Origin of the sequence: Thermonema lapsum (genome assembly GCF_011761635.1) — a bacterium.
Lineage (GTDB): Bacteria > Bacteroidota > Bacteroidia > Cytophagales > Thermonemataceae > Thermonema > Thermonema lapsum.
In genome coordinates this window covers 371,859-387,628 of record NZ_JAASRN010000002.1, presented here as the reverse complement: position 1 = coordinate 387,628, position 15,770 = coordinate 371,859, and the positions used below count along the sequence as shown (strand labels likewise).

Here is a 15,770-nt window from a genome sequence, read left to right as displayed (position 1 = left end):
AAAAAAGAAACAGCCTTGACCCCCGGAAATATAGTTTTATCGCTCATTCTTTGGCTTGGCATTGCTGGTTTGTCGTGGCACCGTAGTGCTGCACCCACACAACTGAAGGTGCCGGTGTCTATGCAACTCAAGGAGGCACTGCCCAAAGACACGCTCGACACCTTGAAGAAATATAAGCCGGAGCGCTTCCCTGCCTTTCGCCCGCGCTACCGTTGGGCAGACCCCTTTTCTTACCGCCCCAGCCGCTCGCTATTCGACCTTCAGCCTTCGGCGCTGCAGCGGGAGGTGCGTCTGGACACCAGCCTACGCTATTTCTATATAGACGAGCGCATCGGCAACCTACCCTACCGTTATCCCACTTTGCTGCCCTACGATACTTTGTTTCGTCTGGAAGAGCAGTTTGCCGAACAAGAGTTTTGGCGGCGTGAAGGGGGAGGCGTGAGCGAAGAGTCCACCACTGCCACGGCAAAGGGATTTCGTCCGCGTATTCCGGTAACCAACCGTTTGTTTGGGCTCATCTTTGGCGGCGATTACGTCGAATTCCGCCCTACAGGTTATGTGAACTTGGATTTTGCCTACCGTTCACAGCGTATTGCCAATCCGGCGATTCCAGCGGCACGCCAACGCACGGGTACTTTCGACTTTGACCCACAAGCCAACCTGAATTTGACGGGGCAGGTGGGCGACAAGCTGCGCATCACGACCAATTTCAACACACAAGCCAGCTTCGACTTCGAAAACAACTTTAAAGTAGAATATACCGGCTATCCCGAAGAGATTATCCGGAAGATAGAATTCGGCAATGTGAATTTTGCTTTGCCTACTTCTTTGATTCAAGGCAGTCAAAGCCTGTTTGGGCTGAAAACCGAGCTTCAGTTTGGGCGTTTGCGTGTGCAAGGGGTCTTCTCGCAAAAACGTTCTACCGCAGACCAAATATCGATACAGGGCGGGGCACAGCTGCGCAAATACGAAATACGTGCTAGCAACTACGACGAAAACCGCCACTTCTTCCTTTCGCACTTCCATCGCAGCCGCTACGAGCCGGCACTGCGCACTCTGCCGCTGGTCAATTCTGGGGTGCTTGTTACACGGGTAGAGGTGTATGTAACCAATCGTGCCAACACGGCTACCGGCTTGCGCAATATTGTGGCTTTTACTGATTTGGGCGAAGGCAACCCTTACCGCAGTGGCAATCCGTTTGTGGGGAGTGGCAATCCACAACAGCCGGCAAGCAACAATGCCAATCAGCTGTTTGCCAACCTTACTGCCAACGCTGTTTACAGAGACATAGAGCAGCTGGTTACAGCATTGCAGGCGCAGGGGCTCAGCAATGGCGACGACTTCACGGTTTTGCGTTCGGCACGCAAACTCGAGCCTAACGAATATAGCTTTCATCCTCAATTGGGCTATATCACACTGAACACACCGCTGCGCAACGACGAAGTGTTGGCGGTAGCTTTCGAATACACCTATAACGGAAATGTCTATCGTGTGGGGGAGTTGTCTGACGATTACCTGAACCGCCCAGAAAGTGAAGCCATCTTTTTGAAAATGTTGCGTCCGCCGGCTATACGCACCAATCTGCCCACCTGGGACTTGATGATGAAGAACATTTATTCGTTGAATGCCTCGCAAATCAAAGCCGACAACTTTCGATTGCGGGTAATTTACCGCGATGACCTCACCGGCTTGGATAACCCCGCACTGCATGAAGGAAGGAACACCAAGAATGTGCCCTTGCTCAAGCTGTTTGGCTTGGACGAGCTAAACCCTCGGGGCGACCGTCAAATAGATGCACAAGGCAATTCCATAGGTGATGGCAACTTTGACTTTGTGGAAGGGCTAACCATCAACACCGCACAAGGCTTGATTATATTCCCTGTGCTTGAACCTTTCGGAAAGTATCTCAAGCAATATTTCGACCCGGTGGCAGAAGCACTGCTGATAGACAAGTACGTGTTTGAAGAGCTGTATAAAACTACCCGCAACGACGCTGAAAACAATTACGCCAACAAAAACAAATTCTTTTTAGTGGGGCAATACGAAGGCAGCTCGGGTAGTAGTGTCTTCCTACCCGGTATCAATGTGGCACAAGGCTCGGTGATAGTCAAAGCCGGCGGCATACAGCTCACCGAAGGCACCGACTATATCGTGAACTACAGCACCGGGCAGGTAACCATCATCAATGATGCTATCTTGGCATCGGGCAAAGAGATTACTATTGACTACGAAAAAGCAGACTTCTTCAACTTACAAACCCGCACCTATATGGGTGCCCGCTTTGATTATGCCCTTGACCGCGATGTGAACATAGGCGCCACAATTGTGAACCTGCGTGAGCGTCCCATCCTGACCCGTGTGGCGATGGGGTCCGAAGCCATCAACAACACCATGATTGGGGCGGATGTATCGCTGAAGAAAGAGTCGCGCTTCTTGACACGCCTCACCGATGCTTTGCCTTTAATACAGACCAAAGAAAAGTCAAGCATCACCTTTCAGGCTGAAGTAGCGCAGCTGCACCCTGGGGCTGCCCGCCTGAGCGGCGCTGTTTCCTATATCGATGATTTCGAAGGTACCCGCACCCCTTTCGACTTGGGGCGCACTGCCAACTTGCGTTGGAAACTGGGTGCTACCCCGCCGCAGTTTATAGACCCCTCAAACCCCGACCCCCTGAAAGCCAACTACCGCCGTGCACGCCTGGCTTGGTATAACATAGACAATACCTTCTTTCGCAGTGGGGTCAACGGGCGTCCTTCAAACATCAGCGACCAAGACCTACAAAACCATTACATGCGCCCCATTGTACCCCAAGAAATATTTCCCAACCGGCAATTTAGTAACATCGTTACCAACGAAACTACCTTTGATTTGGCTTTTTTCCCCGACGAGCGTGGTCCTTACAATTTCAACCCTAACTTGACAGCCGAAGGCAAGCTGCTCAATCCTACGCAAAACTTTGGGGCTATTACTCATGCCATCCTCAACCAAGTGGACTTCGACAATGCCAATGTGGAATACATCGAGTTCTGGCTGCTCGACCCCTTCATTAGCGGCGAGCGCGGGCGCGTGATTGTGGACGGCACCAACGGCGTGAACAACACCACCGGCGGAGAGCTGTATTTCCACTTGGGAACTATCAGCGAAGATGTGATTCCTGACAGCCGCCACTTCTTTGAAAATGGCTTGCCCGTAACCCCGGAAGGCAGCAAAGACCAAACCGTTTGGGGTTATGTACCCAATCAGCCTTTCCTTGTCAATGCTTTCAGTAATGAGCCGGGGGCGCGTGCCTTGCAGGACGTAGGTTTAGACGGTGTGCGTAATGATGAAGAAGCCACTTTCTACCAAAGCTTTTTGAACAGCTTGCCGCCAGCAGTGCGTGCCGCCATTGAGGAAGACCCCTCTGCCGACAACTTCCGCTTTTATTTCGACAGCCGCTGGGATGCCAAAAATGCCAAAATCATTGAGCGCTACAAGTACTATAACAACACCGAAAACAACTCGCCCGAGAATGCAGGCAGTGGCTTGATTACCCCTGCCGGCACCAACTTGCCCGACAACGAAGACCTCAACCAAGACAATACGCTCAACGACTTGGATGCTTACTATGAATATCGCATCTCGCTGCGCCCACAAGACTTGGTGGTGGGCAAAAACTACATTGTGGATAAGGTAGAAGTGTCGGACCCCAACATCACCAAAGGCGATAAAGTTACATGGTACCAATTCCGTATTCCCATCCGAGAGCCCGACGGCAAAGTAGGCAATATCGAGGGTTTTAAGTCTATCCGTTTCATGCGTTTGGTTTTAACCGGCTTTTCACAGCCAGCAGTGCTGCGCATGGCTCAGTTTCAACTGGTTGCCAACCAGTGGCGCCGCTATCTGGGCGACCTCAGTCAGAAAGGCTACCAGCTGCCTTCCGAGCCCTACGACCCTTCCTTCGTGCTTTCTACAGTAAACTTGGAAGAAAACGCTGCCATCGACGGCGAAAGCATGCCTTATGACCTGCCGCCGGGGGCTATACGCGACCGCGACGTAACCAGCATCAACAACCGCGAACTCAACGAGCAGTCCATTCAGTTGTGTGTGCAAGACCTGCAAGACGGAGATGCCCGCGCCGCTTTTAAAAATGTGAATCTCAACCTTCTGTTTTACAAGCGGCTGAAGATGTACATCCATGCTCACGACCTGACGGGCGTTACTCAAGACGGCGAGGTAGCGGCTATCATACGAGTAGGAACGGACTTCACCCAAAACTATTACGAAATAGAAGTGCCTTTGGAGCTGACCACCCTGCAAGAGGTATTGAGTGCCCCCACACGGCAGGCGCGCCAAGAGCTGATTTGGAAGCGTGCCAATGAGCTGGACATAGCCTTGGACGAGCTGGTGGCAACCAAAGTAGCAAGAAACAACGAACGAGGCTTCCGCAGAGATGTCTTCCTTCCCTATACGCGCCAAGTGGGTAATTACCGCATTACGGTGGTGGGCAATCCCGACCTGAGCGCTGTTACTACTTTGATGCTCGGCATCAAAAACCCCAAGCTAAGCAGCGGCGATGACGGAAGAGCCAAGTCGGTGTGTGTGTGGTTCAATGAGTTCCGTGCCACAGGCTACGAACAAACCAAAGGCGTGGCTGCTACCTCGCGGCTGAATCTGCAAATGGCTGATTTTGCCAACATCTCAGCCAATGCCAAGTTGGAGACTTTTGGTTTTGGCGGGCTGAATCAGCGCATCTATCAACGCACACTGAACAACACCAAAAGCTTTGATGTGCAGGCAAACGTTGCTTTGGATAAATTCTTCCCTGCCAAAGCAGGCTTGCGTATTCCCCTCTTTGTGAGTTATCAGCGCACGAACATATCGCCAGAGTATGACCCTCTGGACCCAGACGTAAAGTTAGACGCCTCTTTGGGTAAATTCGATAGTGATGCCCAGCGGCGTCAGTACCGCCAACTGGTAGAAACCAACGAAACGCGCCGTAGCATCAACTTTACCAACGTGCGCAAGTTGAAAACCAACCCTAACACCAAGCCGCATTTGTGGGATATTGCCAACTTCGCCTATAGCTGGTCATACAGCGAAATTGAACGCAGCGACATGACCACCGCCTCGTATAGGCAACAGCGTTGGCGCAATGCCCTTACCTATAATTTCAATTTTCAACCCAAACCATGGGAGCCTTTCAAGAATGTATCGTGGATGCAGTCGCCTTGGTTGCGCCTGTTGCGTGATTTCAATCTCATCATGCAGCCTACGGCTATCAACCTGCGGGGAGAGCTGGACCGCACCTTCACCCGCACCCAATTCCGCGATGCCGACTTTTCAACTTTTCAGTTTGCGCCTTTCTATGAAAAATATTATACCTTCAACCGCTTCTACAGCTTGCAGTTTGCTTTTACCAAGAGCTTGAATTTGAATTACAATGCCGATGCCTTTGCCGTCATAGACGAGCCCGCCGGTGAAATAGATACCCAAGCCAACCGCGATTCGGTGTGGGCAAATCTCAGACGTTTGGGGCGTATGAAGAATTTCAAGCAAACGGTTTCGGCAAACTACAAATTGCCGCTCGATAAACTGCCCTTAACCGACTGGCTGAGTGCCGATGCTGCCTATACGGTCAATTATCAGTGGCAGGCAGCTTCGTTGGGCTTGGAAGACAGCGTGGGCAATGTGATATTGAATGCTCGGGAACAAAGTCTACGCACACGTGCTGACCTCTTGAAACTCTACAACAAAGTGAAGATTTTAAACGAAATCAATCAAGCAAGTAGTCGCCGCACCCAAACCAAAAAAGACACCACACAAAAGAAAAGCCGCGAAATATTGAAAGCCATCTTGCGCCCGCTCATGATGTTGCGCAATGTGAATGTAAACTATTCGAAGCAAGAGGGAACTACCCTGCCCGGCTTCTTGCCGCGTCCCAAATACTTGGGCTTGGACGAAGCATGGCAAGCCCCCGGCTGGGAATTTGTGTTGGGCAGCCAAAACCCCGACATCCGTCGCATAGCAGCCAAAAACGGATGGCTGGTGCAAAAAGCAGACACTACCGGCATCCTGCTGAATCAGCCGTTCCGACAGACGATAACCGAAAACCTAACAGCGCAGGCAAACCTCGAGCCTTTCCAAGATTTTAAAATACAGTTGGATGCCAAGCGTTCCCGCACGGTAGGCTACAACGAAATTTACCGCTACGACCCCGTTACGAATAGTTTCCGTTCGTTGTCGCCAGTGCGTACAGGTAGCTACACTGTTTCTACCATACTCATCGGTACGGCTTTTGAGCGAAGCGACAAAGGACTACTTTCCTCCACCTTCGAGCGCTTTGTGGCGAATCGTCAGCTAATACAGCAGCGCTTGCAAGCAATCAACCCCAACAGTGGTAGCTATGACCTGAACGGGCAGGATGTGTTGGTGCCAGCGTTTGCAGCAGCCTATAGCGGACGGTCGGCGCAATCCGTGAGCTTATCTGCCTTTCCGGCATTGCCTTTACCCAACTGGCGCATTACCTACAATGGTTTGAGCCGTCTTTCTTTCTTGAAACAGTGGTTCAATAACATCGCTTTGTCGCACAACTATACGGCAGAATACCAAATCAACAACTACACTTCTTCTTTGCGCTATCAAGACGAAGCACTCATTGGGGCACAAGTGCTTGAATACAATTACCTACTACCTTCGGCACTCAACGACCAAGGGTTTTATGTGCCGGTATATGTGCTCAATGGGGTGCGTTTGTCGGAGCGCTTCAACCCTTTGATTGGCGTGAACCTGCGTACCAACAGCAACTTGAATTTGCGCTTAGACTACAACAAAGGGCGTGATATAACCCTTAACCTCTCGAATACGCAAGTAACGGAGTCTCGCAGCGAAGACTTTATCATAGGTTTGGGCTATACAGCGCGCAACATGAAGCTGCCTTTTCGCGACAGCGACCGCAAGCCCATCGTGCTGAAAAACGACGTGCTTTTTCGCGTCGATTTTGCTATACGCGACACACGTACCATCCAACGGCGCATAGGCGAAGAGAATGTGTTTACGGCGGGCAACCGCAATTTCCAGCTGCGCCCCAACATTACTTACAACGTAGACCAACGCTTGACCTTTCAAGTCTATTTTGAGCGTCTTATCAATACGCCGCGCGTGTCGAATGCTTTTGTGCGCAAAGACACTGCCTTTGGTTTTCAGTTGCGCTACAACTTCACGCAATAGGAGTAGCCTTGTACTCAGGCGGGTGTGTTTGCTTTGCTTTCTTGCAGGTTTTGCCCGTCGCGTGCGTGCAATCTGCTAAATACTCGTGCCGAAAGCATGGTTAGGCAGCCTACAACCAAGAATGTGTAACGAAAGGCGGCGTGTGTAGAGTTGCCTGTGAGCCATGTCTGTTGTTCCATGCCTTTGAGTACTACTAAGCCGAAGGCTACGCCAAAGCCTATTGCCAACTGCTGATTGACCGATACCAGCGAATTGCCGCTGCTGGTATGGTAGGGGCGCAGGTCGGCAACCGATAGGGTGTTCATGGAAGTGAACTGAATGGAGTTGAGGAAGCCCAACAGGGCAATGAGGGGCAACAGCCAATAGATAGGCGTTTGTGGACCGGGCAGCGCAAAGCAGCAAATCAAGGCACCTATCATGAGCGTATTGACCACGAGCACCCGTCGGTAGCCCCAACGGTTGAGTACGCTCACCACCATCGACTTGCTAAGCATGGCGCTCAGTGCCATGGGGGCAACCATCCAGCCCGATACTACCGCCGACTGCCCGTAAGCCAGTTGTATCATGAGTGGCAGCAGCAGCGGCACCGAACTGATACCCAGCCGGGTAGCCAAGCCACCAAGGAGACCTACACGAAAGGTGCGCACCTGAAACAGATTCAAAGGGAAGAGGGGAGAGTGCTCGCGGCGGGCATGTCGGTAATAGGCATAAAGCAAAGCCAAACCAAGCAGCAGACTCAACAAAACAGGCGTGAGGCGCAGGCTGTTGCTCAACATTTCCAACGAAGCAGAGAGTAAAAAAGAAGCGATGCCGAACAGCAAAAAACCTTTGAAATCAAACTTGGCAATGGAGGCACGGTAGTCGGGCAAGTAATATAAACTCAGCAGGATGCCGACTAAGGCAATGGGTAAGTTGATAATAAATATCCAGTGCCACGAGAGGTAATCGACCATATACCCCCCCACTAAAGGACCTAAAATAGGACCAATCAAAGCAGGTATGATGGCATAATTGATGGCACGCAGAAATTCATGCTTAGGAAAAGTCTTGATAAGCGCCAGCTTACCTACCGGCACCATCAAGCTGCCACCTATGCCTTGCAATACCCGCGCCAGCACCAGCTGTGTGAGGTTTTGTGCCATAGAGCACGCCAAGGAGCCCAAAGCAAAAAGCACAAGCGATGCAATAAAAATACGGCGTGTGCCGTAGCGGTCTGCCAGAAAACCACTGACCGGCATCAACAAGGCTACGGTCAACACATAACTGACAATAGCCAAATGCATATCCACTACCGCTTCGTGCAGGTCATGAGCAATGGCGGGCAATGAGGTGTTGAGAATGGTCGAATCCAGCATCTGCATAAAGATGGCAGTAGCCAAAATCAAAGGAAGCACGCGCTTGATTTGTTCTTGGGTTGGTTTGCTCTTCATCGTAGCTAAGCAGCTTGGTGGTCAAAAAAAAAAAACGCTTTGTTTTATGAAAACAAGCCATAGAAAAAAATAGTGTCTTTGAGTTTTGGCGCTTCTTTTGAGGAAGAGGTATGAAAGGAACGACATTGGTGTATTTTGGGGGCGGCTACTCAAAACTTCGTTCGGCAGATGATGAAGAGGAGCGTTCAGAACGGCAGTACTCACGACACAGGAGAAGCGCCTGCCCTTGCTTGTCAGCAGAACCCAATACCCATGCAACTACAACTTTGACTTCCCCATTCCCCATTCTCCATTCTCAATTCTCAATTCTCAATTCTCAATCCCCCATTCTCCATTCTCCATTCTCAATTCTCAATTCCCCATTCCCCATCTTTGCCCGTTGAGTGTTTTTTCATAAATTAAGCGCAAAATAAAACACAACACATGTTAGACACTTTGCGTCAGCACATCGAAACATCACTGCAAACCATTCCATACCCCGAAGCACCTGCCAATTTGTATGAACCCATTCGTTACATCTTATCCTTGGGAGGGAAGCGCATTCGCCCCGTGCTTGCTTTGATTGGCTGCGGCTTGTTCGATGAACAATGGGAAAAGGCAACACCTGCGGCATTAGCCATTGAGTTGTTCCACAACTTCACGCTCATGCACGACGACATTATGGACAAGGCGCCGCTGCGCCGCAGCAAACCAACGGTGCATCAGCGCTGGAATGAGAACGTTGCCATCCTGTCGGGCGATGCCATGTTGGTGAAAGCCTATGAGCAGCTGGTTCAAACGCCCACCACCGAACTGGCGCACCTGCTTTCGCTGTTCAATACCTGTGCTTTGCAGGTATGCGAAGGACAGCAATACGACATGGATTTTGAGCAAAGGGCAGCCGTGAGTCGGCAAGAATATCTCAAGATGATTCGCCTCAAAACCGCTGTTCTGCTGGGCTTCAGTTTGCGGGCGGGGGCGTTAGTAGGCGGCGCTGGCTTGGCAGAACAACAAGGACTTTATGAGCTGGGCGTGAATATGGGCATGGCTTTTCAGTTGCAAGACGACCTGCTCGATGTGTATGCCGAAGAGGCATTCGGTAAGCGCATAGGGGGCGATATTGTGGCAAACAAAAAGACCCTGCTGCTGATAGAAGCCATGGAACGGGCTGATGAAAGCCAACAAAAGCAGTTGTTTTTCTGGTTGAATACCGAAAACTTCGACCCCAACGAAAAGGTAAATACCGTCAAAGAAATTTATGATGCCATAGGCGTGCGCCTCATTGTGGAAGAGCAGATACGGCGCTACCATCACAAAGCAGAAAAAGCATTGAACACCCTGCGGGCACATTGCCGCCCTACTTTTGTGAGTGCCTTAGAGCAACTCTTACAAAATCTTTTGATTCGCAAAGTGTAACCTTCTCAAATACCTCTCTTTTCTTAAATCCACATTCAATTATGCAACACTATCAGCAATACATCGAAGCAAACAAAGAACGTTTCCTGCAGGAATTGTTCGATTTTTTGCGTATTCCATCCGTAAGTACTGACCCTAAATTTAAGGCAGACGTAAGGCGTGCGGCGGAATTCCTGCGCGACAAGCTGCTGGAAGCAGGTGCCGATAAAGCCCAACTCTTCGAAACAGCGGGGCATCCTATTGTTTATGCCGAAAAAATAGTGGACCCGCAGGCGCCTACAGTCTTAGTATATGGGCACTACGACGTGCAGCCTGCCGACCCCTATGAGTTGTGGCAGACACCCCCTTTTGAACCGGTGGTGAAAAAGACAGACATTCACCCCAACGGCGCTATTTTCGCACGTGGTGCCTGCGACGACAAAGGGCAGGTATATTTGCAGCTGAAAGCCTTCGAAACGATGGTCAAAACCCATGACCTGCCTTGTAACGTAAAGTTCATGATTGAAGGAGAAGAAGAATGTGGTTCTGGCAACCTCGAGCCTTTCCTGCATGAATACAAAAACATGCTCAAGGCAGATGTGATTCTTATTTCCGATACCAGCATCATCAGCAACGACACCCCGTCGATTGAGTGCGGCTTGCGTGGGCTTTCTTATTTAGAAGTAACCGTGACCGGTCCCAAGCGCGATTTACATTCAGGCGTTTATGGGGGAGCAGTAGCCAATCCCATCAACGTACTTTGCGAGATGATTGCTTCTTTGAAAGACGCCAAGGGGCGTATCACCATACCCGGATTTTACGACAAAGTGCAGGAGCTAAGTCCCGAAGAGCGGGCACTCATGGCTCAAATACCTTTCGATGAAGAAGCCTATAAAAAAGACTTGGGCGTAGAGGCACTCTTTGGTGAAGAGGGCTACACCACCATCGAGCGGGCTTCGATACGCCCCACGTTGGATGTAAACGGCATTTGGGGCGGCTATACGGGGGAAGGTGCCAAGACCGTGCTGCCTTCCAAAGCCCATGCCAAGATAAGCATGCGCTTGGTGCCTGACCAAGACCCCGATGAAATCACACAGCTGTTTACCAAACATTTTCTTTCTATAGCACCGCCCTATGTGAAGGTAGAAGTGCATCCGCATCATGGAGGCAAGCCAGTAGTTACGCCCATCGACTCGCCCGGTTTCCAAGCGGCAAGCCGTGCTTTTGAGCAGGCATGGGGCAAAAAACCTATCCCTACACGCGGGGGCGGAAGCATTCCTATCGTGGCTCTTTTTGAAGAGGTTTTGGGCTTAAAGAGCGTGCTGATGGGCTTTGGTTTAGATTCCGATGCCATCCATTCGCCCAACGAGCATTTCGGTTTGTTCAACTTCTATAAAGGCATAGAAACGGTGCCGCTCTTTTACCAACACTTCAAAGAGCTGGCGAAATAAAGCGCTTCTCACCTGCCTTTTTAGAAGAGTGCTTGCTCAGCGGGCACTCTTTTCTTTTGGCTTTTGTGCCCTTTGTTTTCAAAGCGTGCAAATGAAAACAACAGCTGCCATAGATATCTCATACAAGCACCATGCATAGACGCCAGAGCGTGCAGAAAAACAAGCTGACGAGGGCTATGGGCAATAACACTTTCCAACAGAGCGACATGAGTTGGTCCACACGCAGGCGCGGATAGGTCCAGCGCATCACAATTTGAAAGAAGACCAACAGCAGCATTTTTAACGACAACCACACTACCGCCCAGAGGGTGCCAGCTACAGAGGTACCGGCGGCTGTCCAATCATTGAGCCGTAGGAAACCGATATTGGGAAGTGGGGTGTGCCATCCGCCAAAAAACAAAGTAACCGACAACAGGCTTACCAGTATCATCATGCCATATTCTGCCAAGAAAAAGATGGCAAAGCGAAAGCCTGAATATTCGGTATGATAACCGCCGATGATTTCCGATTCCCCTTCTGGAATATCAAAAGGCGCGCGGTTGCACTCTGCCAGAGAGGTAACATAAAACACAAGAAAAGGAACGAGCAGGAAAGGAAAGCGCACGATGTTCCAAGTGAGTATCCCCCCGTAGCTACGCAAATCCACAGCAAGAGCATCCAAGCCCAGCCAGTACAAGGGCAGGGGCGCCTCACTGCCCTGCATCTGTGCGATGAAGCCCAAGTCAAGGTTTTGATAAAGCACCACCACCGACAACAGGCTCATGGTAAGTGGCACCTCATAAGAAACCATTTGAGCCGCCGAGCGCATAGCACCAAACAGCGAAAACTTATTGTTCGATGCCCAGCCTGCCATCAAAATGCCGATGACATCGAGCGACACGATGGCAAGCAGAAAAAGCAAGCCCGTTTGCAGAGGAGCATGTTCTATGCGGGGCACTATGGGAATAACGGCAAAGCCGGTAAAGACGGCGGGGAATATCAAAAAAGGCGCTATGCGAAACAGCCACTTGTCGGCAGCACGTGGCACGATGTCTTCCTTTTGTAAAAACTTAAGCAGGTCAGCAACTGGCTGAAGCAGCCCGTAAGGTCCTACTTCGGTAGGTCCCATGCGGTCTTGTATGAAAGCGGCTATTTTACGCTCTGCATAAAAGGCTATCAGCACATTGAGCAATACAAAAGCCAAGTAGAGGGCAAAAGCGAGCAGTGTTTCCATGAAGTCATTTCCTTTGCTGCTTTACAAAAGTAGTAAATCATAACCTAAATGGATGAGCGCATCGCCGGCATTGACTACTGGATTGTTGTTTAATCCGACGACATAACCTTCATGAGGGGCTTTCACCACAATGCGTTTGCTGCCGTAGGGGTCGGTGATTTCGGCAAGGCGTTGCCCTTTCTTTACGTAGTCGCCATAGTCCACCAAGCTTTGAAAGATACCGGCGGAGCGAGCCCGTAACCAGCTGGTTTTTTGTAACACCTTGGTAGGATAGACCGGGGGCGGCAGTGTGTCGTATTTTACCATACCCAAGCCCTGCATCAAACGCATGACGCCGGCAATGCCTTCTTCTATGGACAGTTTGTCGATACGGCTCGACTCGCCCCCTTCATACACAAGAATAGGCTTGCCCAGTTTGGCTGCTGCCTTACGAAAAGAGCCATCTATCAACGAAGAATTGAGAATGAAGGGAGGGGCAAAGGCTTTGGCAAGCTCTACGTTGCGGTTTTCATCGAGCACACAGCGCACCTGCGGAAAGTTGCTAAGCGCTTTGCCACCCGTGTGAAAATCAACGCCAAAGTCGATATGAGGCACAATTTGGCTCATGATTATATGAGCAATACGACGCCCCAGCGAGCCGGTAGGTGCCCCCGGAAAGCTGCGGTTCAGGTCTTTACCGTCGGGCAGGGTGCGGCTACCCTGCAAAAAACCGTAAATATTCACCAGCGGAATGGCAATTACAGTGCCCGCTTCGGGATGCAGGAGTTTTTGGGCAATGAGGCGCCGCAAGATGGCAATACCGTTGATTTCGTCGCCGTGGATGCCTGCTGTCAGCAGCAAAGTAGGTCCTTGAGATTTGCCCTTGTAAATAAAAACGGGCATGTCAATCAAAGTGTGGGAGGGAAGCCGCTCAATTTCTATGTCTATGCGTTTAAATTCACCGGGCGGGATGTTGTCAATGTCTATCATAAAAAGCAGGAAGTTGTTCAAACAGTCGAGTATAAAAAAGCTCGGCTTACACATCCAGGGGTAAGCAGAGCTTCTGGAGAAACAGCCGTTTGCTTAAGGGATGTAGGATACTTCCACGGGGAAGCGCTTTCCTTTGGCGCCCAAAGCCTCGTAAGCGGCTTTCGATATCTTGATAACGATTTTGTTGCGCACATCTGCTTCGGGGAGCTTGCCAATGATACGCACAAACACATTTTCACCGTTGGCTTGGTTTTTCACAGCAACGATGGTACCTATGGGCGCATCTTTGTGTAAGCCCACGTAGCTCGATACCGATTCATCTTCGATGACTTCGCCCATACCTTTTTCTATGATTTTCTTATAGCCGGCTACTTCTACGGTTTGCACGGCGTCTTCATATTCGGGTGTTTCGGTCTCGGTTTCTGCTACTGGTGTCGTGTCTTTCTTTTGGTTTTTTGGGGGGGCTACTGCAGTGGGCTTGTTGTTTATCGGCTGTTCTTTGGGGGGCTGAGTAACGACTTGAGGAGCAGCCTCGGGGCGCTTCTTCGGGTAGATATTTAGTTTTTGCCCTACTTCTAAAGCGTCGCTTTCAAGCTGGTTCCACGCTTTGATGTCGCTTACTTTCACGCCGTAGCGCTTGGCAATCATATAGAGGTATTCCCCTTCTTGCACTTCATGCACGATGGCAGCGCTGTTTTCTTGTTTGCTTGCATAGGTAGTTTGTTTGGGGTCCGATACAATGAGCTGCTGCCCGACATATATGTTGTTGTCAACTATGTTGTTCCAGCGTTTGATGTCTTCGACTTCTACGCCGTATTGCTTAGAGATACGATAGAGCGTTTCACCGGATTGTACTGTGTGCCTTTTCACCCCTTTGAGTGTATCACGCTGCGCCGAATACAACACCGGTTGGTATTTTTTGTAGGGGATGCGCAGCAAGTCGCCTATTTTCAGTGTTTTGATGTTGGGGTTTGCTGCTTGTATTTCTTCCACGCTTACGGCATAGCGTTTGGCTATTGAATAAAATGTTTCTTTGGGTTCTACTTCATGAATAATCCATGCTTGGGTGCCGTCTTTCGATACCTCCAAGCGTACCGAGTCGGCAGGTATAGGGGTAGCATATGAAGGCAGGGCAATCGCCCACAGGAAAGCAACGAGCGTGCAAGTATTTAATACTAATGAAGTGTATCGCATAGCCTATGGTCAGTTTCGTTTTTATGGTTCTTCTTTTTCCAATTGGAAAGATATTAATTCCGTGCGATTTTTGATAACAATCAGCTCGTTTTTTAATACAAAGAACAAATCGGCATAGGTATTGTGCAGTTGGCTGTCGAGCATACAATGCAGATAGGGATTACCGTTGGCATCGCTTACCAGCAGGTAATAATCAAAGTGGCGTCCGTTGTTTAAGTAGTAACCCAAAATATGCCAATCGTCCAGTTCTATGTAGTCGATGACTCTCTGCGGATGGCTTTCTTTGGAAAATATTTGAATAAACTGCCTGAGGGTATCGAAGTTGGGGTGGTGTTCGTTGTATTGCAAGGGACTGGTTGCCATTTGTTCAAACAGGTGGCGAATGCCCTTCTTGGGGGTGTTGATGCTTTGTGGCTTGCCCGTGTGTAGGTTCAGCGCCTTGTATTTGGGCAACAACTCGCCCCGCTTGAATACTACTAAGGCGTCTTCTTCTTTGAGCAGGGTATAGTAAGCATATTCATGGTTTTCCCATAGTTTCGTTTGGTGGAACACATCGTACACAAAGAAACCCCGTTGAGTAGGTTGCTTTTCATCTTCGTAATAAAAAAAGACGATTTTTCCTTTGTGTACTGCCCCCACACTTATCCACCAAGGGTCATCGAAGCTTTTGTCTGTCCACAAAAGTTCGTGTTTGATAAGGTCTATCACCGAAAAGTAGGCTTTGCGTTCCTTTTTGTCGCGCAGTTCTACTACAAGCAATTCCTCTACATCGTCAGTAATCACGCGCCAGATAGGCAGCCTGAAAGTATGTTGAAAGCTGATAGGGAGCTTTTGCATAAAAGCAGTATTGTTCGATGCTGTTAAAGTAAAGCACTTTTTAAAATATAGCAAAATAAACAGCCCCCAAGTCAAAGGCAGTTTGCTTGGGGCACG

General features: G+C 49.9%; 8 protein-coding genes. 3 read left to right on the top strand and 5 right to left on the bottom strand.

Going from position 1 to position 15,770, the window contains the following annotated elements:
- The first annotated feature begins 15 nt into the window (after positions 1-15).
- Positions 16-7,206: a T9SS outer membrane translocon Sov/SprA gene (gene sov, locus FHS56_RS06990; RefSeq protein ID WP_243844178.1), complete on the top strand. Its 7,191-nt coding sequence runs from the start codon at positions 16-18 to the stop codon at positions 7,204-7,206.
- 14 nt (positions 7,207-7,220) lie between these two features.
- On the opposite strand, the gene FHS56_RS06985 is transcribed toward sov, so the two are convergent.
- Entirely contained in the window at positions 7,221-8,636 is a 1,416-nt protein-coding gene (locus FHS56_RS06985) for an MFS transporter (protein WP_166919176.1), read from the bottom strand.
- Positions 8,637-9,059: 423 nt separating this feature from the next.
- On the opposite strand from FHS56_RS06985, the gene FHS56_RS06980 reads away from it, so the two are divergent.
- The gene (locus tag FHS56_RS06980) at positions 9,060-10,031 is read left to right on the top strand and encodes a polyprenyl synthetase family protein (protein WP_166919175.1); all 972 of its coding nucleotides are present in this window, start codon (positions 9,060-9,062) and stop codon (positions 10,029-10,031) included.
- A 41-nt stretch (positions 10,032-10,072) separates the two neighbouring features.
- On the top strand, positions 10,073-11,461 hold the full coding sequence (locus FHS56_RS06975) for a dipeptidase (protein ID WP_166919174.1): 1,389 nt from the start codon (positions 10,073-10,075) through the stop codon (positions 11,459-11,461).
- A gap of 118 nt (positions 11,462-11,579) precedes the next feature.
- Here the strand turns inward: FHS56_RS06975 and FHS56_RS06970 are convergent, their stop codons facing one another.
- The 4 genes from FHS56_RS06970 to FHS56_RS06955 form a co-directional block, all read right to left on the bottom strand.
- Positions 11,580-12,674, bottom strand: coding sequence for a complex I subunit 1/NuoH family protein (locus tag FHS56_RS06970; protein WP_166919173.1), 1,095 nt, complete (start codon positions 12,672-12,674; stop codon positions 11,580-11,582).
- A 21-nt stretch (positions 12,675-12,695) separates the two neighbouring features.
- On the bottom strand, positions 12,696-13,643 hold the full coding sequence (locus tag FHS56_RS06965; protein WP_166919172.1) for a succinylglutamate desuccinylase/aspartoacylase family protein: 948 nt from the start codon (positions 13,641-13,643) through the stop codon (positions 12,696-12,698).
- Between the two features lie 93 nt (positions 13,644-13,736).
- Complete coding sequence (locus FHS56_RS06960) at positions 13,737-14,837, bottom strand: LysM peptidoglycan-binding domain-containing protein (RefSeq protein WP_166919171.1); 1,101 nt, start codon at positions 14,835-14,837, stop codon at positions 13,737-13,739.
- A gap of 21 nt (positions 14,838-14,858) precedes the next feature.
- The gene (locus FHS56_RS06955) at positions 14,859-15,674 is read right to left on the bottom strand and encodes a DUF4905 domain-containing protein (protein ID WP_166919170.1); all 816 of its coding nucleotides are present in this window, start codon (positions 15,672-15,674) and stop codon (positions 14,859-14,861) included.
- Between the last annotated feature and the right edge of the window lie 96 nt (positions 15,675-15,770).

Excerpts from the sequence above, each read along its gene's own strand:
- FHS56_RS06985 (WP_166919176.1), bottom strand. The coding sequence starts at position 8,636 with ATGAAGAGCAAACCAACCCAAGAACAAATCAAGCGCGTGCTTCCTTTG.
- FHS56_RS06980 (WP_166919175.1), top strand. The coding sequence starts at position 9,060 with ATGTTAGACACTTTGCGTCAGCACATCGAAACATCACTGCAAACCATT.
- FHS56_RS06975 (WP_166919174.1), top strand. The coding sequence starts at position 10,073 with ATGCAACACTATCAGCAATACATCGAAGCAAACAAAGAACGTTTCCTG.
- FHS56_RS06970 (WP_166919173.1), bottom strand. The coding sequence starts at position 12,674 with ATGGAAACACTGCTCGCTTTTGCCCTCTACTTGGCTTTTGTATTGCTC.
- FHS56_RS06965 (WP_166919172.1), bottom strand. The coding sequence starts at position 13,643 with ATGATAGACATTGACAACATCCCGCCCGGTGAATTTAAACGCATAGAC.
- FHS56_RS06960 (WP_166919171.1), bottom strand. The coding sequence starts at position 14,837 with ATGCGATACACTTCATTAGTATTAAATACTTGCACGCTCGTTGCTTTC.
- FHS56_RS06955 (WP_166919170.1), bottom strand. The coding sequence starts at position 15,674 with ATGCAAAAGCTCCCTATCAGCTTTCAACATACTTTCAGGCTGCCTATC.